The organism is Rhodococcus sp. PvR099 (assembly GCF_017833315.1).
Lineage (GTDB): Bacteria > Actinomycetota > Actinomycetes > Mycobacteriales > Mycobacteriaceae > Rhodococcus_G > Rhodococcus_G oryzae.
This window is the reverse complement of record NZ_JAFIBV010000001.1, coordinates 2,470,588-2,492,292: the sequence shown is the minus strand read 5'-3', so window position 1 is coordinate 2,492,292 and position 21,705 is coordinate 2,470,588. Positions and strand designations below refer to the sequence as shown.

Below are 21,705 nucleotides of genomic sequence, written 5' to 3'. Positions count from 1 at the left end.
ACAGTGCCTCCTTCGATGATTCTCGGATACGAGACACGTTTCCGTTGGCGAGTCCGATCCGGCGGCGAGCAGCGGGCCGATAGACTGGGCGGAAACGAGATGCCCTCGAACGGGCGGGATGTGGACGGTGGCGAGGGTGGCGATCGACGAGTCGGACGTGGCGTCGCTCTACAGGGCCCGCGGGCACGAATCCGCGCCCGCATATCAACGGGTCAAGAATCTCATCGCGGAGCAGATCGTGTCGGGCCGTTGGCCTGAGGGAGACCAGCTGCCGTCGGAGAATCAACTCGTCAACTCGCTCGGGTTGTCTCGAATGACCGTCAACCGGGCGTTGCGCGAACTGAGCGCCGACGGGCTTGTCGTGCGACTCATGGGCGTCGGCACCTTCGTCGCCGAAAGAAAGGTCAGCTCAGCGCTTTTCGAGGTGCGCAACATCGCCGACGAGGTGACGCACAGGGGACACCGGCATCGCAGCGAGGTGGACCTGCTCCGCGCCGAGCCTGCCGAAGCGATCGTCGCGCACCAGTTGGGGGTGCCGGACGGGAGCCCGGTGTTCCATTCGCGGTTGGTGCATTTCGAGGACGACCTGGCAATCCAGGTCGAGGACCGCCACGTCAGCCCGGAGATCGCACCCGAGTATCTCGATCAGGACTTCACCGCTCAGACACCCAACAACTACCTGATGTCGGTCGCGCCGCTCGGCCGTGGTGAGCACGTGGTCGAGTCGGTGCTCGCGACCGCGGAGGAGTGCCGGCTCCTGGGGATCGACGAGGCCGAGCCGTGCCTGCTCATTCACCGGCGCACCTGGTCCGAGGGGCGGTTGGTGAGTACCGCGCGACTCGTGCACCCCGGCTCCCGCTACCGGCTCGAGGGCACCTTCGAGACGCAGTGAACCCGGAGCGGCCGCGGTGAGCCGCGGCCGCTCGCACCGGCGGCGATCGGCTCAGACGCTACCGACCAGGCTCCGGATCTGGCGCACCGCAACGGACATGGCCGCGACATCGACGGACGAGTTCTCGAAGATCGCGTCGAGGGTCGATCGTGCCCGCAGGATGCGGGTGGAGTTCCGCACCTCCCAGCGTCCGATCATCTCCGCCGTGGATTCTCCTGCGCTCGCCGGGTTCCCGAGTAGGTCCAGGCACAGCGCCCGCAGGGAGCCGTAGAGCTCGTCCCGCATCGCAAGGCGGGCAAGGGAGTTCCATCGGTTGTCGTACGACAGTCTCGACACCGACTGCAACAGATGCACGGCGCCGAGATGTTGGCTCAGTGCGTAGTACAGCTCTGCGACGTCCGGCACGTCCCGGCCGCTGACGTCGGCCACCTCGATGATGTCGAGCAGGCCGAACTGATCGAGCAGCAGGTGAACGCGGGCCGCCAGATCGTGCGGGACACCGGCGTCGACCGACGCGGCGACCCGCGCGTGCAGGTCGGCAAGCTCTTGTCCGCGAAGCCAGTCCGGGACCAGGTGCGCGTGCCGGACGAGTCGGGGCGCGAATCGTTCGACCTCGGCGCCGATGTCGAGGGGCTGCGGCCGGTTGGCCAGCAGCCAGCGCGAGGCCCGGTCCAGCACCCGCTGGGTGTCGACCACCAGGGCATCGGTGACGTCCGTCGGCAGCCCGCTCTCCGCGATGTCCGCCCACAATCGGTTCAGGTCGAAGATCCGGGCCGACGCGACATGGGCGCGCACGGCGTCGGATCCGATCGCCGCCGAGTCCTCCGCGAGGCGGAACGCGAAAGTGATTCCGCCGTGGTCGATCACGTCGTTCGTCAACATCGTCGCGACAATCTCGCGGCGTAGCCGGTGTGAGTCCAGGTGGTCGCCGAATCGGTTCCGCACGGCGTCCGGGAAGTACGCACGCAGCCGGTCGCGCAGCGCAGGATCGTCCGGCAGGTCACCGGCCAGCAGTTCGTCCTTGACGGCGAGCTTGACGTGCGCCATGAGGGTGGCCAGTTCCGGAGAGGTCAGCCCCTGGCCGTCCTGTGCGCGCCGAGACAGCTCGCGCTTGTCCGGTAGCGCCTCGAGCGCGCGGACGAGTCCGCGTTCGTTCTCCAGCCTTGCGATCATCCGGGCGTGGACGCCGAGCGCGGAGGCGGCAGTGGATCGGCTCACACCGAGGATCCGATTCTGGGAGCGGTTGTCTGCCAGTACGAGTCGGCTCACCTCATCGGTCATCGACCGCATCAGCGCGTCCCGTTCACCGGCAGCGAGGTGGCCGGACGCGACCATGCCTGCGAGCAGGATCTTGATGTTGACCTCGCGGTCGGAGCAGTCGACGCCTGCCGAGTTGTCCAACGCGTCTGTGTTGATGCGGCCTCCGGCGCGGGCGAACTCGATGCGACCGAGCGGGGTCAGCCCCAGATTCCCACCCTCCGCGACGACGCGGGCGCGTAGGTCGCGCCCGTCGATGCGGACCCCGTCGTTGGCCTTGTCTCCCACCTCGGCGTGGGATTCGGTGGAGGCCTTGACGTAGGTGCCGACGCCGCCGTTCCACATCAGGTCCACCGGGGCGCGCAGGATCGCGTCGATCAGTTCGGCGGGAGCGAGCGCGGTGACGCCGTCGGAGAGACCGAGAGCGCCCCGCACCTCGGGGCTGACCGGGACCGACTTCACCGAGCGCGCCCACACCCCGCCGCCGGGGCTGATCAGCCCGGGGTCGTAGTCCGCCCAGGAGGAGCGGGGCAGGCCGAACAGTCGACTGCGTTCCGCAAACGACGTCGCCGCGTCCGGCGCGGGGTCGAGAAATATGTGACGGTGGTCGAAGGCGGCGACCAGTCTGATGTGCTCGCTGAGCAGCATGCCGTTGCCGAACACGTCGCCGCTCATGTCACCGATGCCGACGACCGTGAAGTCTTCACTCTGGGTGTTGCGGCCCATCTCGCGGAAGTGACGCTGCACGCTTTCCCAGGCGCCGCGTGCGGTGATGCCCATCGCCTTGTGGTCGTAGCCGACCGATCCGCCGGAGGCGAACGCGTCGCCGAGCCAGAATCCGTACTCGGCGGCGACCTCGTTGGCGATATCGGAGAAGGTGGCGGTGCCCTTGTCCGCGGCGACGACGAGATAGGTGTCGTCCGCGTCGTGGCGGACTGCGTCGCGGGCGGGAACGACCGAGCCGGTGGCCGGGTCGATGTTGTCGGTGACGTCGAGCAGGCCGGCGATGAACTGCCGGTAGCACGCGATGCCCTCGGCCAGGTTCGCGTCGCGATCGGTCGCGTCGATGCCCGTCGGTGCGGGCGGCTGTTTCACGACGAAGCCGCCCTTGGCGCCGACCGGCACGATGACCGCGTTCTTCACCGCCTGCGCCTTGACCAGTCCGAGCACCTCGGTGCGGAAGTCCTCCTTGCGGTCCGACCATCGGAGGCCGCCGCGGGCAACGGCGCCGAACCGCAGATGCACGCCTTCTACTCGTGGTGAGCAGACGTAGATCTCGAATCGTGGTCGGGGGTGGGGGAGCTCGTCGATCCGTTGCGGATCGAACTTGAACGAGAGCAACGGCGAGGTGCCGCCGTGGGCGAAATAGTTGGTGCGCAGGGTGTTTCGGATGAGGGTGGTGAAGGCCCGCAGGATGCGGTCCTCGTCGAGGCTGACCACACTGCCGAGCGCATCGTCGAGACGGCAGGTCAACGCCTGCTGGCTGCCCTCGTCGTTCGTCGCCGGGTCGAAGCGGGCCTCGAACAGCTCGACCAGCAAGCGTGCGGACTCGGGGTGTGCGGTGAGGACCTCCGCGATCCGCACCTGGCTGTACGGGAAACCGGCCTGCCGCAGGTACTTTGCGTACGCCCGCAGCATCGACGCCTGTCGCCAGGTCAGCCCCGCGCGCAGTACCAGGTGATTGAACGTGTCGACCTCGGCGTCACCACGCCATGCGGCGGCGAAGGCCTCGGTGGAACGGGCAGCCATGCCGGTGTCGGCCGGAGCGGGATCGACGTCGAGGGTGAGGCCGAAGTCGTAGATCCAGCACGGACTGCCGGCCGAGTCGCTCATCGGGTAGGGCCGCTCGTCGAGCACCTCGACACCGAGGGACTGGATCACGGGGAGGATGCGGCTGAGCGAGACGGCCTCTCCGTCGATGTAGAGCGTGAGGCGCAGTTGTCCCCTGGCCGCGCCCGTCGGCGGGTGAAGGGCAACCTCGAACGAATCGGTCCGCAGCGCCTCGATCCGGGTGACGTCCGCGGCGGCGCGCGCGGGGTCGAAGTCGTGCTTGTAGGCCTCCGGCAGGGATTCGATGTAGGACTTCGCCAATACCGGATCCGCCATCCGGTCGCGGAAGTCGTCGTCCCAGGCCTGCGTCATCGTCGGCTTCTCCTCATGCGGCAGCAGTTGTATATACAGGACTATACAACTCTGTGAGCTGCCTCACAAGGGTCGAATCGTGGCTACCGCCAGCTCAGCGTGGGGAGGGGACGTGGCCCGAGATGTGCGAGGTCAGACGCTCAGCGCCGGTCATCAGGGTCTGGCCAACGGCATCCGGTTCGGGATAGGCCAACTGCTTGCGCCAGGTGGTGCTCAGGGCCGCGACGGCACGGCCGTTGTGATCGAAGACGGCGGTGCCCACCGACCGCAGGCCCGTCGTCACCAGGTCCACCTCCTCTGCCCACCCGCGCGAGCGTGCATCGGTGAGGGTGCGTCGCAGTTCGGTCAGCGTCCGCGGGCCGAGTCCGGTCCGTGTGATGAAGTCCCCGCGCCGGGAGTACAGCGCCTTGACCTGGGCGTCGGGCAGGGCCGCGAGGATGGCGCGCCCATTGGCGGTCAGGTGCGCGGGGAGCCGCACCCCGATGTCGGTGATCAGTGAGACCTCGGCCGCGGGTCCGGACGTGGGGCGTTCCTTGAGGAGATAGACCGTCTCGTTGCCGTGCAGGATCCCCAGGTGCACGGCCTGTCCGAGCTGCATGGCCAGCCGGTGCAGGATCGGCTGCGCGAGCCGCTCGAGTGGTTCGTGGCGCAGGTACGCCGAGCCGATCTCGAATGACGTCACCCCGAGCCCGTACGCCTGCTCGCCGGGCACGTACACCACGAATCCGCGCTCTACCAGCACCGACAGGATGTGGTAGACGGACGAACGGGGTAGATCCAGGTCGCGGGCGAGGGCGGCCGCTTGCACCGGACCCGGGCGCTCCGCGAGTCGTACCAGGATGTCGAGGGCACGTCCGACCGCAGGCGATGCGCTGGAACCCGCTGGCTTGACCACCCAGCCGATTCTGCCAGCGGCGTCGTCGGAACGTCACCGCGACGCGGGCCGATGAACGGCGGGGAAACGACAGCGGAACGGTTCGTGTACGTCTAGGGTCATCTGGAATTTGTCCCTACCGCACCTGAGGTGGCTTGTGTCTTTTCCGCCCACCAACGTTTCCCGCCGCGCCTTCCTGGCCGGCCTGTCCGTGCTCGGCGGCGCGACCCTGCTGCCCGCCGCGGCGAACGCCACCCCCGTCCTCCGCCAGGCCCCCGATGCCGGGGCCGGGCTGATACGCAACCCCGAGTTCGGCAACGGAGTCATGGCCGGGGTGCCGCGCACCGACGGCGCGACGTTGTGGACGCGCGTCGGCGCGGCGGGGGGTACCGGCAGCCTCGAGACCGGCAGCCTCGGCGGCGGCAGTGTCGGTGGCAGTGCCGGCGGAAGTGCCGGTAGTAGCGGCGCGGGCGGTGAATTGGCGTTGGTCGTCTCGAGGCGGGAGGACCTGTCGAGCCCGGTGCTCGCCGAACGGGTTCAGGTACGTGAAGACGCCGACGGCACAGTGCATTTCGATGTGAACGGACTGGCTCCGGGGGAGACCTACTACTACCAGTTCCGGGGTAACGGAGGCGAGTCGCCCGTCGGTCGGTTCCGGACGCTGCGGCCGGCCGATTCCAACGAGCCGGTCCGCATCGGCTGGTTCACCTGCCAGGGCTTCGAGGAGGGCTACTACGCGGCGCACCGGCATCTCGCCGAGGAGGACCTCGACTTCGTCGTGTGCCTCGGCGACTACGTGTACGAGTTCACCAAGCCGGGCGTCCGGGGCGTCACGACCAACCCGTTCCCGCAGACCATCGACGCCATGCGGGACAAGTACCGCCAGTACCGCACCGACGCGAACCTGCGGCAGATGCACAGTCAGCACGCGTTCATCCCGATCTGGGACGACCACGAGTTCCGCAACAACTACAGCAAGGACGGCTGGACGTTCCCGGTGATCTCGCCCATCGAGGGCGCGGTCGGGTTCCAGCAGAAGAAGCAGTGGGCGTGGCAGTCGTGGTTCGAGCACATGCCGGTTCCCCGTTTCGCCAACGACCCGACGCGCACGTACCGCTCGCTGCGGGTGGGCAAGACGGTGGAGCTGTTCGCGCCCGACACCCGGCAGTACCGGGACCGGCAGGCCTGCGGCGACTCCCTGGACCACATCGTGTGCGCCGAGGCCGACGCGGCGGGCCGGACCATGCTGGGCTCGACGCAGAAACAATGGCTGCTCGACGGCATGACCAGGTCGGACGCCCGCTGGAAGGTGGTGGCGAACGCGAACATGATGATGGGCATGGTGGTGGCGGACAACGGCACCCGGGCCTACATGGACACCTGGGACGGCTACGGCGCCGAGCGAGCGGAGATCCTGTCCACCGCGGCCCAGTCGGTGGACAACCTGGTCCTGGTCACCGGCGACGACCACGACGGCTGGGCGGGCGAGCTCTGGGACACCGGGTTCGCGCCGGGCACGCCGAGCGGCGCCCAGGCCAACGCGCCCGGGACCCGGCGCGCGGGTGTCGAATTCGTCGTCCCGTCCGTCACCTCCGCCAACACCGCGGACGGCGGCTACACCAGCAGCAGTGACAACACCGGCGGGGCGCGCGCCGAGGAGGTCAACCGGCGGGACAAGAACCCGCACGTCAAGCACGCCGACATGGTCAGCCACGGGTACGGCGTCCTCGAGGTCGACGCGAGCGAGGCGCGCTTCCAGTTCCGGACGGTGGACAAGCTGAACCCGAACTCGGGAGTGGAGACGACGAAAGCGCTGCGCACCCCGGCCGGGCAGTCGGTGATCGAGACCCTGTGACCCGCCTCGACAGGTGACAAATGCGCAAAGGCCCCGCCGTGAGGCGGGGCCATTGCGCATTTGGAGGCGGGTTGTCAGCGCAGACGGCCCGACCCGCTTCCTCTCACGTCCGTCAGATGATGGCGCCTTCGAAGAGCACGCTGTACAGCCCGCCGATCACGAACGCAGCGACGTAGAGCGGTCCCCTGATCGGATCGCCTGCATTCGCACCCGCCTGAAGCCAATTCATGATTTCGATTGAACCCATGTCCCCCACGCTCCTCGTATAACGCTGACAATGTCCGGCGACGGTGTCGCCGCGGGCCGACCTTACCGGTAGCGGCCCCGTGGTGAGGCCGAATTCCGGTGTCAGGCAGCCTCTCCCAAGAGTCCCGACGTCACGGCACGTGGAACGTGGCGAAACCGGGAGTGACGATCCCGGCCACCGGGTTGACGACGACGACGACCTGACCGATCCCGGTGTTCACCGTCGCCGCGGCCGGGATCCCGTTCAGACCGTCCGACAACTGGGTGGTGCCGGTCGCGCCGGACGACAGGTTCATCCACTGCACCTGCGAGGAGAGCGGGCAGCCCCAGCCTCCCGGATTCCCGCCGGTGATCACCACGGATCCGGGCTGGGCGCCGACCACCGCCGCGCATCGAGCCGCGGGAGCGTCGAAGCTCCCGTTCGGATTCCCGTATGGGGACGGATTCACCTGAAACGGAACGGTCACCGGAGCCGCCGCCGCAACCCCCGCGGTCGACAACCCCAACGCGGCGACAGAGATGGCACACATACCGAGCTTGCGAGCGAGCTTCACAACAGATCTCCTGCAACGCTAGAGGGCCCGACCCTGACACGACCCACCGTATCGCGCGCGTACTGGACGGTCCGCATGTTGACGGGGCCGGAGTGTCCGGAGACACTGCCGTAAGGCCGGAGTGGGCCGCCAGCACGAGGGAGGTCCCGATCGATGCCGATGCAACAAGCGCAGGCTCGGATGTTCCTGGTCATGCTCCGTCGGGAGGTCGAAGACCTTGCGGCAGGTATCGAAACCGCCGAGGCCGACGCGGTCCTCGCCCGGCGCTCCGGCAACCTCGACCGTCAGGCCGAACTGCTCGTCAGAGCAGGGGCGCTGGATCGGCGCATGTACGAGATGCACCGCATGATCGCCAGGCTGCTGAAGCGGTTCCCCGACGTCGACGACCTCGCGCCCGAGCCCGCCTGACCCAGATCCACAGCGAGATGAGTGCTCACGCGACACGGGTCGGCGCGCGACGCGTGTACCGAGCCCCGAACGTCGCCTGCACCTGGATCCACTGCGCAAGCACCTGGCACCCGGTGAGCCCGCCCGCGTCGAGCGGTTCGGTGGCATAGGCGACGTGCCGACCGCCCCGCGGATTGCTCATTCGCACGCGGCCCCAGGTCATGCGTGCGGGCAGGTAGCCGAGCACCTCGAGTGCGGCGGTGCGCAGGCGCCGCAGGTCCGTGCGCCACTGCCTGACGCTCAGGCGGGTCTTGGTCGCGTTCTGGAAGCTGTTGTTCCGGAGCAACTCCCATAGCTTGCCCAGCCACGTGCTGGGTTCCCGGAGCGACATCCAGCGCGTGAGGTCCGCGATGTCGCGAACGAAGCTGTCGTCGCTGGCATTGCAGATCATGTCTTCGGGGTGTCCGACCCAGAGGACGGGGATCGAGTCCGGTGTCGCGGGCCCCGGCCCGGCGACGCCGTGCCCGCGGCAGCCCGGCACAGCGCCGTCCGGCTGCTCGGGGTCGGAGATCAGCCCGACCGCGGCGATACCGCCCGCGGTCAGGTCTCCGGCGGCGATGTGCCCCAGCACCTCGCGGATCACCGTGCAGCCCTGCGAGTAGCCGATCAGCATCACCGGGCCGTCGGTCTCCGCAACCGCCTCGATCACCCTGCGCACGCCGACGGCGGTGCTCTGCCGGTAGCTGAGCCCGCCGACGGCGACGGGGCCGTACGAGGCGGGGTAGCCGACCCAGCGTGCGACGAAGCGGCCGTCGAGCGTGTCGGTGACCTCGCGCAGCAGCCCGGACACCTCTGTGCGGCGGTCGTCGGGGTGCGACTCCCCGGTGCCACCGACGGCGAGCACGGTTATCTGCGACATGAGTCCACGATGCCCGCTCCGGGTAAGGATCCATTCATGGGCGCCTGAGAAGATCCTGGCAATCGGGGTCCGGCGCGGCTTAGGGTCGAGGTCATGACCCGTCCTGCCATCGGTATGGAGTACACCGTCCTGGACTGTCCCGATCCGGGCGCGTTGGCCGCCTTCTACGGCGCGGTGCTCGGATGGGGGGGCACGCGGTCGGACGACCACTGGGTGGTCCTGCAGGGTCCGGGCGCGCTCCGGCTGGCGTTCCAGCTCGCGCCCGACTTCGTCCCGGCCGACTGGCCGGCGGAGGGAGTGCGGGTGCACCTCGACCTGCGGATCGACGACATGGATGCGTCCACGAGGTGGGTGCTCGGCCTCGGCGCGGAGCTCGTCGAGGGACCGGCGGACCACCCGGACTTCGCGGTGTTCCGGGATCCGGCCGGGCACTACTTCTGCCTGTGCCTGAACGACTGAGCGGGGGCGTTCAGCCGGCCTTCGCGAGCAGCGCATCGAGCGCCGCGTAGCTGTCGTTCATGCCGCCCTCCATGCCGGACTGCAGCATGCCGTCGCGCTCGGCGGCGGTGAAGAACTGGCTGTCGATGACGACCTTGGTGCGGCCGTCGCCCAGGTCGACGAACTCGACGGAATCGATGCACGGGTGCGCGGGCATGCCGTCCCACTCGAAGGAGTAGACCAACCGCTCCTTCGGGGTGATCTCCCGGAAGCGTCCCTCGAAGCCGTCGGTTCCGCCCTCGTGGTGCTCGACCAACCGCCAGTGGCCGCCGCGCTCGAAGTCCCAGCGCTCGACGTCGAGCGGGTTCCCGCGGCCCCACCACTGGGCGAGTTGCTCGGGTTCGGTGTACGCGGCCCAGACCCGGTCGCGGGTGGCGTTGAAGACGCGTTCGACATGGATGTCGCGGTCGCCGGGGGTGGACACGGTCGCGGCGGCGGGGGTGTGTTGCGTGGTCATCGTTACTCCTCCATGCGGTTGAGGAACTGTCCGAGACGGTCCAGGCGGCCCTCGATCTCGAGTTGGTGACCCCGGATCCAGGCGAGCTCGCGGTCGAACGGGTTCGTGCCGAGTCGGCAGTGGCGCACGCGGCCGCGCTTCTCGGTCACGACCATGCCGGCTTCCTCGAGGAGGCGCAGGTGCTTCGTGATGCCGGTGAGGGTCATCTCGAAGCGCTCCGCGAGCTCGCTGACCGTGGCGTCCGTCCGGCCGAGGTGTTCGAGGATCCCGCGTCGGGTGGGATCCGAGAGCGCCGCGAACGAGGCGTCGAGCCGTGAATACTGAACCATCTAGTTCAGTATTGCCCGCAGGTCTGGCGGTGTCAATGGTGGGAATGGCGAGACCCTTGGCGGTAGCGTCCCATTCATGACTGAGGCAGTGAAGGGTCCGGCGTCCTACTTTCCGTCGATCGAGAAGAAGTACGGCCGGCCGATCGCGGAGTGGCAGACCATGATCCGGTCCTCGGATCTGACCAAGCACAAGGAGCTCGTCGACTGGCTCAAGGCCGAGCACGAGATGGGCCACGGGCACGCCAACGCCCTGGTCAAGTACACCCTCGACGAGGACGCGGCCGGCTAGATCGGCCGCGGACGCGAAGGACGAGGAGGCGGCGCCGTGCTCCCGCTGTTCGCGTCCGACCCCGCCGCAGGAGCGATCCTCGCGGCGGCGTTCACGGCATTTGTGTTCTCGGAGTTCTGGATCGGGCGTACCCGGCCCGGTAGCGCCGAGCGGGACCAGGACGCGCGCAGCGGGCTCGCGGTCGGGCTGGGGCTGCTGTCCGCCTACGCCGGTGGGCTGGTGATCAGCCTGCTCGTCACGTCGACGGTGATCACCACCGGCGCGGCCTGGTATTTCGTTGCGGGCCTGGCGATCGCGGCCGCGGGTCAGGGCATGCGCCTGCGTGCGGTGTACGAACTCGGAGCCGCCTTCACGTTCAGGGTCCAGGTCGCGCCCGGTCAGACGGTGGTGGACACCGGCCTGTACCGGTGGATCCGGCACCCCTCGTACACCGGCGCGCTGATCTGCGCCCTTGGGTTCACCATCGCGTACACCAACTGGCTCGCACCCCTCGCGGTGCTGGGGCTCGTGCTCGGCTACGTGGTGCGGATCCCGCACGAGGAGCGGACGCTGGCCGAGGGGCTCGGCGACCCGTACCGGCAGTACATGCGCCGGACCAAGAGGCTGATCCCGTTCGTGTTCTAGGCGCCCCCACCGGATCCGTCTGCCCTCGGCAGACAAATCGATTCGCCACCGCGCTAAGCGGATACAACGGAATACATGACCACGACACCAGCCCTGACCTACCGAGACCAACTCACCGATCGACTGTTCCGGCAGCGCACCGTGATGCTGACCGGTGAGGTGAACGACGAGATGGCCGAGCGGGCCTGCGCCGAGATGGTGCTGCTCGCCACGGCCGACGCCGAGCGTGACGTCGTCGTCTACATCAACTCACCCGGCGGCTCCGTGCTGGCCGGGCTCGCCATCTACGACACCATGAAGCTCATCCCCAACGACGTGGTGACCGTCGCGCTGGGGTTCGCTGCGAGCATGGGCCAGGTGTTGCTCGCCTCCGGCACCCACGGGAAACGGATAAGCCTGGCGCACAGCCGGATCATGATGCACCAGCCGTCTGCAGGCATCGGCGGCACGGCGATGGACATCGCCATCCAGGCCGACAACTGGGAGTACATGAAGCGGCAGTCGGAGGAGATCCTCGCGGCCGAGACCGGCCGCACGGTCGAGGAGATCGCCGCCGACAGCGACCGGGACCGCTGGTTCACCCCCGAGCAGGCCCGCGAGTACGGGATGGTCGATCACGTGGTCGGATCGTTCGCGCAGATCGCGCCGTTCGCGACCGCAGGACGGATGGGGCTGTAGTCATGGCGCAGTACGCGATTCCCAGCGTCATCGAGCGGACCCCGGCGGGCGAACGATCCTTCGACGTGTTCAGCCGACTGCTCAACGAACGGATCATCTTCCTGGGTACCGAGATCGATGACGGTGTGGCGAATGTGGTGATGGCGCAGCTGCTGCACCTCGAGGCCGATGCGCCGGATCGGGAGATCGGCCTGTACATAAACTCGCCGGGCGGGTCGACCACCGCGATGCTCGCCATCTACGACACCATGCAGTTCCTGCGCCCCACGGTGGCCACCTATTGCATGGGCCAGGCCGCGTCCGCCTCGGCGGTGCTGCTCGCCGCGGGCGCGCCGGGGCGCAGGCATGTGCTCGCGCATTCACGGGTGTTGCTGCATCAACCGTCCGCGCAGGGCCAGGGCACCATCTCCGATCTCGCCCTGCAGGCCGCGGAGGTGCTGCGGGTCCGGTCGCAGACCGAGGAGATCCTCAGCGCGCACACCGGTCAGGACGTGGCACGACTGCGCAGGGACACCGACCGGGACCGGATCTTCACCGCCCAGGAGGCACTCGACTACGGCCTCGCGGACCAGATCATCGTCTCCAGGGACGCGGCGTAGCGGACGGCGTTGCAGATCAGGCGGCCATCAGCTCCACCCGCGGCGGACCGGTCACCGTGTGCTGACCGGTGCGTCGCGGGGCCGACAGTCGCCGCACACCCCTGGCCAGCAGGTTCTCCAGCGGCATGCCGAGCGCGTCGCACACCGAGCGCAGCATCTCCGACGACGGCTCCTTGCGTCCGCGCTCCATCTCGGAGAGGTACTGCTTGGACATGCCCACCGTGCGCGCGACGTCGTCGAGGGTGCGGTCCTGGTCGCGGCGCTCGTCCCGCAGGATCTCGCCGTAGACCTTGCGCAGCAGGGGAGCGGGTCGGTCGGCGCGGTCCGGGCGTCGGCCCTCGCGTCGCCTGGTGGCGATGTCGACGACGACCGGCCGGTCCGCAGCTGTCATGACCGCAAGCCTGCCACCGGGCCGCGGCGAAAGGCGCGGTTGTTCGCTGAGGGCTGACCCGGCGACGCGTTCGGCGCTGCGCATGGTGTCGGTGGCGACCGTCCGTTCCTGGATGGACAATTCGGTGGGAGCCCGGCCGTCGGGCGCAACGGAAACGGAGACCGCAATGGCGCCCGAGAGTACGGACAGCTTCCTCGTGGAACGCTCCATCGACGTCGCCGCGAGCCCGGCCACCCTGCACGGCCTGATCGAGGACTTCCGCCGCTGGCCCGAGTGGTCGCCCTGGGAGGTGCTCGACCCCACCATGACCCGCACCTACGGCGGCGCCGACCGCGGGGTCGGCGCCACCTACACCTGGTCGGGCAACCGCAAGGCCGGTTCGGGGTCGATGGTCATCACCGAGTCGGTCCCCGGGCAGAAGGTGGTGCTGGACCTGACGTTCCTCAAGCCGTTCAAGGCCGAGAACGTCACCACCTTCCTGCTGGAGCCCAGCGGTGACGGCACAACGGTCCGCTGGCGGATGACCGGCAAGAAGACCTGGTTCTTCAAGGTCTTCGGGTTCATCTTCAGCATGGACAAGATGGTGGGCAAGGACTTCGAGAAGGGCCTGGCCAAGCTGAAGGCCCTCGCCGAGGCCGGATAGCTCCCGGGCCGGCCACGGCGGGCGCATCGGCGGCGGTCGGTCGGTGATACCTTCCGTCGGTGCCGCGGATGAGTCCCCCTGATGCGCAGACGTACTGGATCTCTACCAAGATCCACAGCGACCAGTTCCTGCTCTACTGCTTCGAGGACCCGGCCGACTCGACGGCCGCGATGCGCGGCTCGCTCCTCGCGCGCGCCGCGCTCGTCCCGGACCTGCGGCTCAAGGTTCGCGAGGTCCCGTTCCACGCCGACTACCCGCACTGGGTCCCGATGGACGTCGGACCCGACCACGTGGTGGCCCATGAGCCGCTCGAGAGCTGGCCGGACTGCCTGCTGGCCGTGGGGGGGCTGCTGACCGAACGCCTGGACTCGCGCGAATCGCCATGGCGGCTGCACCTTTTCGCGGTCGCGCACGGGGCGCCGCGGTGCGGCGACGCACCCGCGGTGGTTGCGGTGCTGCAGGTCGCGCACGCCCTGGCCGACGGGCGAGGCGCCTCGACGCTGGCCCGAGCCCTGTTCGGTGGGCAGGACGCTGCGGTGCGGCGGGCGCCGAGCCCCGCGCCGTGGCGACCGGCCTTGGCGCTCACGCTGGCCGCCGCCCGACTCCCGGCGCAGCTGGCCGCCCTCCTGGCCGCCGCGGTGCCCGCCCACCGGACCCATCGCGACCTCGAGCGCGACACCGCCACGGGGGTGTTGCCGCCGCAGCCGCCGAGCCTCCCCAAGGGTCCGACCAACGCCCGGCCGGACGAGCGCCGGTCGGTGCGGATGGTGGTTCGCGACGCCGCGGACCTGCGCGGGCCCGGCGTCACCGTCACGGTCGGGGCGATGACCGCGATCTCGCTGGCGCTGACCCGGTACCTGCGGGCGCAGGGGAGCGCGGTGCCTGCAGACCTCGCCGCGGAGGTGACGGTCGCCAAACCCGGGCAGGCGCGGTCGCGAAACCACTTCCGCAACGTCGCGGTCGATCTGCATCCCGGCGTCGCCGATCTGCGGGACCGTGCCGCGGCGATCGCCGCGTCGCTGGCAACCCGCCGGACCCGCGGCGAGCACCCGGCCGCGGCGGCCGCGGACCGCGCGCTGCGCTCGGTTCCTGGGCCGCTGGTGCGGTGGGGCGTCGAGCAGTTCGATTTCGGCGCGATCCCCGACACCGTCACCGGCAACACCGTGGTCTCCAGCGTCGACCGGGGTCCGGCCGATCTGTCCCTCGGCGGCGGACCGGTGCGTTTCACTGCCGGCTTCCCGGCGTTGTCCCAGTTCATGGGCCTGACACATGGAGTACACGGCATCGGTGAGACCGTCACGATCGGCGTCAGCACCAGTCCGTCCGTACTGGCCGACCTCGACGCCTACGAGACCATGCTGCACGAGGCGATAGACGAGGTCAGCGCCGCATTCGGGCCAATCGGGTGGCGAGCCGCGCCGTCCCCGGATACCCTGCATTCGGTGTCGGAAGCTCCGGCAGAGCAGTGACGACTCGACGAGTCATCGAAGGAGTACCCAGATGTCGACCTACATTTATGATGCGCTGGTTCCCTACGTCGGACCGGCCGAGGCCGCGAACCTGGCCACCCTGCTGGCCGTCGGACCGTAAGGGCCACACCCAACCTCTCGTGAGGCCCGGTGGAGCGTGCGCTCCACCGGGCCTCACGCATGTCCGGGACAGTCCGGACTTATCCCGAGGCCCGGACGGGCCGCCTCGGTGTCGGCGTAATATTCCGACGACGAATCTGGTGTCTGAGGCCCCGATGTCGAGGCCTCGGCTGTCGAAGGGAATCGGATTGAACGCGCACATCGAGCAGCTCGAGTTCCAGGCGGAAACCCGTCAGCTGCTGGATCTGATGGTCCACTCGGTCTACTCGAACAAGGACTCCTTCCTCCGCGAGCTGGTCTCCAACGCCTCGGATGCGCTGGACAAGCTTCGCCTCGAGGCGTTCCGCGACAAGGACCTCGACGTGGACACCTCGGATCTGCACATCGAGATAGAGGTGGACAAGCAGGCGCGCACGCTGACCGTCCGCGACAACGGCATCGGCATGTCCCGCGAGGAGGTCGTGGACCTGATCGGCACGCTGGCCCGCTCCGGCACCGCGGATCTGCGTCGCAAGCTGCGTGAGGCCAAAGACGCGGCGGCGAGTGAGGAGCTGATCGGGCAGTTCGGCATCGGCTTCTACTCGACCTTCATGGTGGCCGACAAGGTCACCTTGCTGACCCGCCGCGCGGGCGAGAGCCAGGCGACTCGCTGGGAGTCGAGCGGCGAGGGCACGTACACGATCGAGACGGTCGACGACGCGCCGCAGGGCAGCTCCGTGACCCTGCACCTCAAGCCCGAGGACGCCGAGGATCACCTGCACGACTACACGTCCGAGTACAAGATCAAGGAACTGGTCAAGCGCTACTCCGACTTCATCGCGTGGCCGATCCGGATGGATGTCGCGCGCAGCGTGCCCGGCGAGGACGGCGCGGAGGCGACGGTGACCGTCGAGTCCGAGACGATCAACTCGATGAAGGCGCTGTGGGCGCGTTCGAAGGACGAGGTCTCCGACGAGGAGTACCAGGAGTTCTACCGGCACATCGCGCACGCATGGGACGAGCCGCTCGAGACCATCGCGATGAAGGCGGAGGGCACCTTCGAGTACCAGGCGCTGCTGTTCATCCCCACCCACGCGCCGTTCGACCTCTTCCAGCGCGACGCCAAGACCGGTGTGCAGCTCTACGTCAAGCGCGTGTTCATCATGGACGACTGCGACCAGCTGATCCCCGAGTACCTGCGCTTCGTCAAGGGCGTGGTGGACGCACAGGACCTCTCGCTCAACGTCTCACGCGAGATCTTGCAGCAGGACCGCCAGATCCGGGCCATCCGGCGCAGGCTCACCAAGAAGGTGCTGTCCACCATCAAGGACATCCAGACCGAACGGCCCGAGGACTACCGCACCCTGTGGACCCAGTTCGGTCGCGTGCTCAAGGAGGGCCTGCTGTCCGACACGGACAATCGTGATGCGCTGCTGGGCATCTCGTCGTTCGCGTCCACCCACAGCGAGGACGAGCCGACCACCCTGGACGACTACCTGGCGCGCATGAAGGACGGGCAGGAGCAGATCTACTACGCGACGGGCGAGACGCGGCAGCTGCTCGAGAGCTCGCCGCACATGGAGGCGTTCCGCGCCCGCGGCCTCGAGGTGCTGTTGCTGACCGATCCCGTGGACGAGATGTGGGTCGGCGCTGTGCCCGAATACGAGGGCAAGGTCTTCCAGTCCATCGCCAAGGGCGAGGTCGACCTCGACACCGAGGAAGACAAGAAGGCCAACGAGTCCGAGCGCGAGGAAAAGGAGAAGGACTTCGAGGGCCTGCTCACCTGGATGGCAGAGGCACTCAACGAGCAGGTCAAGCAGGTGCGGCTGTCCACCCGGTTGACCACCTCCCCGGCCTGCATCGTCGGTGACGCGTTCAGCATGTCGCCGACCCTGGAGAAGATGTACCGCGCCTCGGGGCAGGTGCTCCCGCCCACCAAGCGGATCCTCGAGCTCAACCCGGAGCATCCGCTCGTGGCGGCGCTGCGGACGGCCCAGGCCGACCGCGCCGACGATCCGGCGCTGGCGGAGACCGCCGAATTGCTCTACGGGATGGCGCTGCTAGCCGAGGGCGGCGAGCTCGACGACCCCGCGCGGTTCACCGGCATGCTCGCCGACCGACTGGCCCGAACGGTCTAGACCCGCGGGCGCCGACGCGCCGCGCCGATCTCGTGGGATAGCGAATCGGCGCGGCGCTCCTGCGTTCCTGCGGATACAGTGCGGGTATGTCTGTCGTATACAACGTCTTCGTCGCCATCCACCTGCTCGGTATGGCCGCCATCGTCGGTGGCTACTTCGCCGTGCTGGCGGAGCCGCGGGTATCCGAGGTCATGGTGTGGGGCGCCCGGGTCCAGTTCCTGACCGGACTGATCATCGTCGGGATCGGCGAGGGTGCGCTGGACAAGGAGTACATCACCGCCAAGATCGCGACCAAGCTGGTGCTCTCGCTCGTGATCGTCGCGCTCGCCGAGATCGGTCGCGCCAAGCAGAAGCGGGGCGAGGCGAACCCGAACCTGGCGCACGCGGCCGGGGTGCTCGCGATCATCACCGCTCTGATCGCCGCGCTCTGGACGTAGCCGGGGCAAGCGCGGCCCCAGGTAGGCCATCTCGGTGAGACCCGAAACCAGAACCCGCACAGAGCGACTCGACGAGCTCCCGTTCACCCGTCGGCACGGCAGGTTGCTGGTCGGTTCCGGTGTCGGCTGGGCGCTCGACGCGATGGACGTCGGCCTCATCTCGTTTGTGATGGCCGCGTTGGCCGTGCATTGGGACCTGAGCAAGACACAGCTGTCCTGGGTCGGTTCGATCGGCTTCGTCGGGATGGCCATCGGGGCCAGCGTCGGTGGGCTGCTCGCGGACCGGATCGGCCGCAGGCAGGTCTTCGCGGCGACCCTGCTCGTCTACGGGCTCGCCACCGGTGCCACCGCGCTCGCGGGCTCGCTGGCGGTGCTCATCGCGCTCCGCTTCGTGGTCGGGCTCGGGCTGGGCGCCGAGCTGCCGGTCGCGTCGACCCTGGTCAGCGAGTACGCGCCGCGAAAGCAGCGGGGCCGCATGGTGGTTGCGCTCGAGGCGTTCTGGGCGGTGGGCTGGATCCTGGCCGCCCTGATCGGCTACTTCCTGATCCCGCTCTCCGACGACGGCTGGCGCTGGGCGCTTGCGGTCGGCATCGTGCCGACCGCCTACGCGGTGGTGGTTCGGTTGGGCCTGCCCGAATCGGTGCGCTTCCTCGAGGGCCGCGGCAGGTATGCCGAGGCCGAGGCGGCCGTGCGGTCCTTCGAAGAGTCGCCGCCGATCCGCCGGGCGCAGGGGACCGCGCCCGACACCGCGACCGAGCCCCGGCCGGGGCGACCGGATCCGCCCGCCGACGACACCGTCGTCGAGTCGATCTGGTCGCCGCGGCTGCGCAGGCGGACGGGCGCACTGTGGGCGATCTGGTTCTGCATCAACCTGTCCTACTACGGCGCCTTCATCTGGCTGCCGAGCCTGCTGCTCGCGCAGGGCTTCGACCTGGTGAAGTCCTTTCAGTACACGCTGGTCATCACGCTCGCCCAGCTGCCCGGGTATGCGATGGCGGCCTGGCTGATCGAGGCGTGGGGTCGCCGCGGGACCCTGGCGACCTTCCTCCTCGGATCCGCGATCGCGGCGGGCTTGTTCGGGTTGGCGGACTCACCGACGCAGATCGTCGCGGCGGGTATGGCGTTGTCGTTCTTCAATCTCGGCGCGTGGGGCGCGCTGTACGCGATCGGTCCGGAGCTCTACCCCACGACGGTGCGCGGAGCCGGCACCGGCGCGGCGGCTGCGTTCGGACGGATCGCGTCCATCATCGCGCCGCTGATCGTGCCGTGGCTGCTGACCGGCGGCGGCAACGGACTGGTGTTCGGGGTGTTCGCGGTGTCCTTCGGGTTCGCCGCGGCCGCGACCCTCGCGCTGCCCGAACTCAAGGGTCAGGCGCTGGCCGAGCGCTGACGAACCCGGCCTCCTCTCAGGCCATCTCCGGCACGTGCAGGTGGGCGATCGCCAGTTCGAATTCGCACACCTCGAGGATCTCGCCGCCCATCTCGCGGACCGCTGCTGCTCGGATCTCCTGGGCCAGCTCGCGATTGTTGTCCATGGCCTCGTGGCTGTCGAAGGTCACCGAAGACACCGCACGTCCCGCCGCGTGGTCGACGAGCAGGCTGGCGCTGCAGAACCCCTCGAGGTCCTCCATCGCTGGCATGGACACCATCTTGTAGACGTCGATGGCGTGGTCCATCCGGCCCGGCTCGAGCTTGAGCCACACCGCCCGCACACACGCGCCGTGGCTCGAATGGTGGTCGCGGTGCAGGATCGCGATGTCCCAGCGTTCGACCGTGGTGGTGCCGTTGAAGGCCTTTGCGGCCTCGTCGCGAAGCTGCAGGACGGGCCCCTCGCTCCTGCGCAGCGACTCCTCGTCCATCCAGGAGCTGGTGGCGATGCAGCGTCCGCTGTCGTGGTCGACCAGCAGGGACAGTCCCGCGCAGCCCTCGAGTTCGGCGAGTGCAGGCATCACCGTGTCGCGAATATGTTTGATTCCCGCGTCGATGAACGACGGGTGGGCCTGGATAGTGGTTGAGCGTGCAAACACGATCCACCTCCTTGTTCTCGAGGCAGCACCCGGCGGGCGCCACCGGTCAACCCCCCCTCCATGCCTCACCCTCCTCCCACCGGGTGCGCATGGCAATGGGGGATCGCAACGACAAAGGCCCGGGGGAGCGTGTGCTCCGCCGGGCCTCGGGTCGTGTCGTCTCAGCTCACAGGCCGGGACGCTTGCCCACCGTCAGGGTGACCTCACCGGTGTGTGCGAAGAAGTCGTTGCCCTTGTCGTCGACCACGATGAAGGCAGGGAAGTCCTCGACGTCGATCTTCCAGACCGCCTCCATGCCGAGCTCCTCGTACTCGATGACCTCGACCTTCTTGATGCAGTCGAGCGCCAGCCGCGCCGCGGGGCCGCCGATGGAACCGAGGTAGAAGCCGCCGTGCGCGTCGCAGGCGTCGGTGACCTGCTTGGACCGGTTGCCCTTGGCCAGCATCACCATCGAGCCGCCCGCCGCCTGGAACTGCTCGACGTACGAGTCCATCCGGCCGGCCGTGGTGGGGCCGAACGAGCCGGACGCGAGACCCTCGGGGGTCTTGGCCGGACCGGCGTAGTACACAGGGTGGTCCTTGAGGTACTGCGGCATCTCCTCGCCCGCGTCGAGACGTTCCTTGATCTTCGCGTGCGCGATGTCGCGCGCGACGACCAGTGGACCGGTCAGCGACAGCCGGGTCTTGACCGGGTGCTTGGACAGCTCCGCGAGGATCTCGGGCATCGGCTTGGTGAGGTCGATCTTGACCGCGGCGCCCTTGCCGGTGCCCGAGATGCCGTCGGTCTCGGCGTCGAGCTGGGTGTCGGTGACCTCGGGCAGGAACCGGCCCGGGTTGAACTCGAGCTGCTCGAGGAAGATGCCCTCGGGGGTGATCTTCGCCTTCGCCTGGCGGTCCGCCGAGCAGGAGACGGCGATCGCGACGGGCAGCGACGCACCGTGGCGGGGGAGCCGGACGACGCGGACGTCGTGGCAGAAGTACTTGCCGCCGAACTGCGCGCCGATGCCGATCTTCTGGGTGAGCTCGAAGACCTTCTTCTCGAGCTCGTGGTCACGGAAACCGCGGCCGGTGATCGCGCCCTCGGAGGGCAGCTCGTCGAGGTAGTGCGCGGACGCGTACTTGGCCGTCTTGAGGGCGAACTCGGCGGACGTGCCGCCGACGACGATCGCGAGGTGGTACGGCGGGCAGGCCGCGGTACCGATCGAGCGGATCTTGGCCTCGAGGAACTGCATCATCGAGTCCGGGTTCAGGATCGCCTTCGTCTCCTGGAACAGGTAGGACTTGTTGGCGCTGCCGCCGCCCTTGGCCATGAACAGGAACTTGTACGAGTTCTCGTGCCCCTTGGCCGTGTCCGCGTACAGCTCGACCTGCGCGGGCAGGTTGCTGCCGGTGTTCTTCTCGTCCCACATGGTCACCGGGGCCATCTGCGAGTACCGCAGGTTCAGCTTGGTGAAGGCGTCGTACACGCCCCGCGAGATGGCCTGCTCGTCGTCCCCGGGCGTGAGGACCTGCTGGCCGCGCTTGCCCATGACGATGGCGGTGCCGGTGTCCTGGCACATCGGCAGCACGCCCGCCGCGGCGATGTTCGCGTTCTTGAGCAGGTCGAGCGCAACGAACTTGTCGTTGTTCGAGGCCTCCGGGTCGTCGAGGATGCTCGCGAGCTGCGTCAGGTGATCGGTGCGCAGGTAGTGCGAGATGTCGTGCAATGCGGTCTCGGTGAGCAGCCGCAGCGCCTCGGGCTCGACGTTCAGGAAGGTGCGCCCGTCCGGTCCCAGGGCGGTGGACACCCCCTCGGTGGTCAGCAGCCGGTACTCGGTGTTGTCGTCACCGATCGGCAGCAGGTCCTCATAGAGGAAGTCGGCCATCATCTCTCCTGTACACGGGGCGTGGAAGCACGTTCAG

The 21,705-nt window shown here is 68.6% G+C and carries 22 protein-coding genes and 1 pseudogene; 13 read left to right on the top strand and 10 right to left on the bottom strand.

Going from position 1 to position 21,705, the window contains the following annotated elements; all coding sequences use genetic code 11:
• Nucleotides 1–118: 118 nt before the first annotated feature.
• The gene (hutC, locus tag JOE46_RS11300) at nt 119–892 is read left to right on the top strand and encodes a histidine utilization repressor (RefSeq protein WP_097212594.1); all 774 of its coding nucleotides are present in this window, start codon (nt 119–121) and stop codon (nt 890–892) included.
• A 51-nt stretch (nt 893–943) separates the two neighbouring features.
• Here the strand turns inward: hutC and JOE46_RS11295 are convergent.
• Nucleotides 944–4,285, bottom strand: a pseudogene (locus JOE46_RS11295) (NAD-glutamate dehydrogenase); the annotation flags it as partial.
• Between the two features lie 100 nt (nt 4,286–4,385).
• The gene (locus JOE46_RS26960; protein ID WP_097212592.1) at nt 4,386–5,186 is read right to left on the bottom strand and encodes an IclR family transcriptional regulator; all 801 of its coding nucleotides are present in this window, start codon (nt 5,184–5,186) and stop codon (nt 4,386–4,388) included.
• 136 nt (nt 5,187–5,322) lie between these two features.
• Between JOE46_RS26960 and JOE46_RS11285 the strand changes: the two genes are divergently transcribed.
• Complete coding sequence (locus tag JOE46_RS11285) at nt 5,323–7,020, top strand: alkaline phosphatase (RefSeq protein WP_097212591.1); 1,698 nt, start codon at nt 5,323–5,325, stop codon at nt 7,018–7,020.
• Nucleotides 7,021–7,132: 112 nt separating this feature from the next.
• On the opposite strand, the gene JOE46_RS26745 is transcribed toward JOE46_RS11285, so the two are convergent.
• Complete coding sequence (locus JOE46_RS26745) at nt 7,133–7,267, bottom strand: hypothetical protein (RefSeq protein ID WP_257017544.1); 135 nt, start codon at nt 7,265–7,267, stop codon at nt 7,133–7,135.
• 130 nt (nt 7,268–7,397) lie between these two features.
• The gene (locus tag JOE46_RS11280; RefSeq protein ID WP_179800612.1) at nt 7,398–7,796 is read right to left on the bottom strand and encodes a hypothetical protein; all 399 of its coding nucleotides are present in this window, start codon (nt 7,794–7,796) and stop codon (nt 7,398–7,400) included.
• Between the two features lie 177 nt (nt 7,797–7,973).
• On the opposite strand from JOE46_RS11280, the gene JOE46_RS11275 reads away from it, so the two are divergent.
• Nucleotides 7,974–8,228 carry a hypothetical protein gene (locus tag JOE46_RS11275; RefSeq protein ID WP_179800606.1) on the top strand — a complete coding sequence of 85 codons (255 nt, stop codon included), beginning with the start codon at nt 7,974–7,976 and terminating at the stop codon, nt 8,226–8,228.
• Nucleotides 8,229–8,253: 25 nt separating this feature from the next.
• Here JOE46_RS11275 and JOE46_RS11270 read toward each other — a convergent pair whose 3' ends face one another.
• A complete protein-coding gene (locus tag JOE46_RS11270; protein ID WP_097212588.1) occupies nt 8,254–9,126 on the bottom strand; it encodes a PE-PPE domain-containing protein in 873 nt (290 codons plus the stop codon).
• A gap of 93 nt (nt 9,127–9,219) precedes the next feature.
• Here JOE46_RS11270 and JOE46_RS11265 point away from each other — a divergent pair, with 93 nt between their 5' ends.
• On the top strand, nt 9,220–9,585 hold the full coding sequence (locus JOE46_RS11265) for a VOC family protein (protein ID WP_097212587.1): 366 nt from the start codon (nt 9,220–9,222) through the stop codon (nt 9,583–9,585).
• A gap of 10 nt (nt 9,586–9,595) precedes the next feature.
• On the opposite strand, the gene JOE46_RS11260 is transcribed toward JOE46_RS11265, so the two are convergent.
• Nucleotides 9,596–10,081: an SRPBCC domain-containing protein gene (locus JOE46_RS11260; RefSeq protein ID WP_097212586.1), complete on the bottom strand. Its 486-nt coding sequence runs from the start codon at nt 10,079–10,081 to the stop codon at nt 9,596–9,598.
• Between the two features lie 2 nt (nt 10,082–10,083).
• Nucleotides 10,084–10,410: a helix-turn-helix transcriptional regulator gene (locus tag JOE46_RS11255; protein ID WP_097212585.1), complete on the bottom strand. Its 327-nt coding sequence runs from the start codon at nt 10,408–10,410 to the stop codon at nt 10,084–10,086.
• A 76-nt stretch (nt 10,411–10,486) separates the two neighbouring features.
• On the opposite strand from JOE46_RS11255, the gene JOE46_RS11250 reads away from it, so the two are divergent.
• The 4 genes from JOE46_RS11250 to JOE46_RS11235 all read left to right on the top strand — a co-directional run bounded on the left by JOE46_RS11250 (nt 10,487) and on the right by JOE46_RS11235 (nt 12,600).
• Complete coding sequence (locus JOE46_RS11250; protein ID WP_097212584.1) at nt 10,487–10,699, top strand: DUF4287 domain-containing protein; 213 nt, start codon at nt 10,487–10,489, stop codon at nt 10,697–10,699.
• Nucleotides 10,700–10,735: 36 nt separating this feature from the next.
• Nucleotides 10,736–11,323: an isoprenylcysteine carboxylmethyltransferase family protein gene (locus tag JOE46_RS11245; protein ID WP_257017543.1), complete on the top strand. Its 588-nt coding sequence runs from the start codon at nt 10,736–10,738 to the stop codon at nt 11,321–11,323.
• Between the two features lie 75 nt (nt 11,324–11,398).
• On the top strand, nt 11,399–12,001 hold the full coding sequence (locus tag JOE46_RS11240) for a ClpP family protease (protein WP_097212582.1): 603 nt from the start codon (nt 11,399–11,401) through the stop codon (nt 11,999–12,001).
• A 2-nt stretch (nt 12,002–12,003) separates the two neighbouring features.
• Nucleotides 12,004–12,600: an ATP-dependent Clp protease proteolytic subunit gene (locus tag JOE46_RS11235; RefSeq protein WP_097212581.1), complete on the top strand. Its 597-nt coding sequence runs from the start codon at nt 12,004–12,006 to the stop codon at nt 12,598–12,600.
• 16 nt (nt 12,601–12,616) lie between these two features.
• On the opposite strand, the gene JOE46_RS11230 is transcribed toward JOE46_RS11235, so the two are convergent.
• Nucleotides 12,617–12,991: a helix-turn-helix domain-containing protein gene (locus JOE46_RS11230; RefSeq protein ID WP_097212635.1), complete on the bottom strand. Its 375-nt coding sequence runs from the start codon at nt 12,989–12,991 to the stop codon at nt 12,617–12,619.
• 166 nt (nt 12,992–13,157) lie between these two features.
• On the opposite strand from JOE46_RS11230, the gene JOE46_RS11225 reads away from it, so the two are divergent.
• The 5 genes from JOE46_RS11225 (at nt 13,158) to JOE46_RS11205 (ending at nt 19,167) form a co-directional block, all read left to right on the top strand.
• Complete coding sequence (locus JOE46_RS11225; protein WP_097212580.1) at nt 13,158–13,634, top strand: SRPBCC family protein; 477 nt, start codon at nt 13,158–13,160, stop codon at nt 13,632–13,634.
• Between the two features lie 68 nt (nt 13,635–13,702).
• Entirely contained in the window at nt 13,703–15,103 is a 1,401-nt protein-coding gene (locus JOE46_RS11220) for a WS/DGAT domain-containing protein (RefSeq protein WP_097212579.1), read from the top strand.
• A gap of 308 nt (nt 15,104–15,411) precedes the next feature.
• Nucleotides 15,412–17,340, top strand: coding sequence for a molecular chaperone HtpG (htpG, locus tag JOE46_RS11215; protein WP_097212634.1), 1,929 nt, complete (start codon nt 15,412–15,414; stop codon nt 17,338–17,340).
• Between the two features lie 86 nt (nt 17,341–17,426).
• Nucleotides 17,427–17,777: a hypothetical protein gene (locus JOE46_RS11210; protein WP_097212578.1), complete on the top strand. Its 351-nt coding sequence runs from the start codon at nt 17,427–17,429 to the stop codon at nt 17,775–17,777.
• Nucleotides 17,778–17,811: 34 nt separating this feature from the next.
• Nucleotides 17,812–19,167 carry an MFS transporter gene (locus JOE46_RS11205; protein ID WP_097212577.1) on the top strand — a complete coding sequence of 452 codons (1,356 nt, stop codon included), beginning with the start codon at nt 17,812–17,814 and terminating at the stop codon, nt 19,165–19,167.
• 16 nt (nt 19,168–19,183) lie between these two features.
• Here JOE46_RS11205 and JOE46_RS11200 read toward each other — a convergent pair whose 3' ends face one another.
• Nucleotides 19,184–19,804, bottom strand: a complete 621-nt coding sequence (locus tag JOE46_RS11200) for a hypothetical protein (RefSeq protein WP_179800605.1) — start codon at nt 19,802–19,804, stop codon at nt 19,184–19,186.
• Between the two features lie 166 nt (nt 19,805–19,970).
• Nucleotides 19,971–21,668 (bottom strand): fumarate hydratase, encoded by a 1,698-nt coding sequence (locus JOE46_RS11195; RefSeq protein ID WP_097212632.1) that lies wholly within the window; start codon nt 21,666–21,668, stop codon nt 19,971–19,973.
• Between the last annotated feature and the right edge of the window lie 37 nt (nt 21,669–21,705).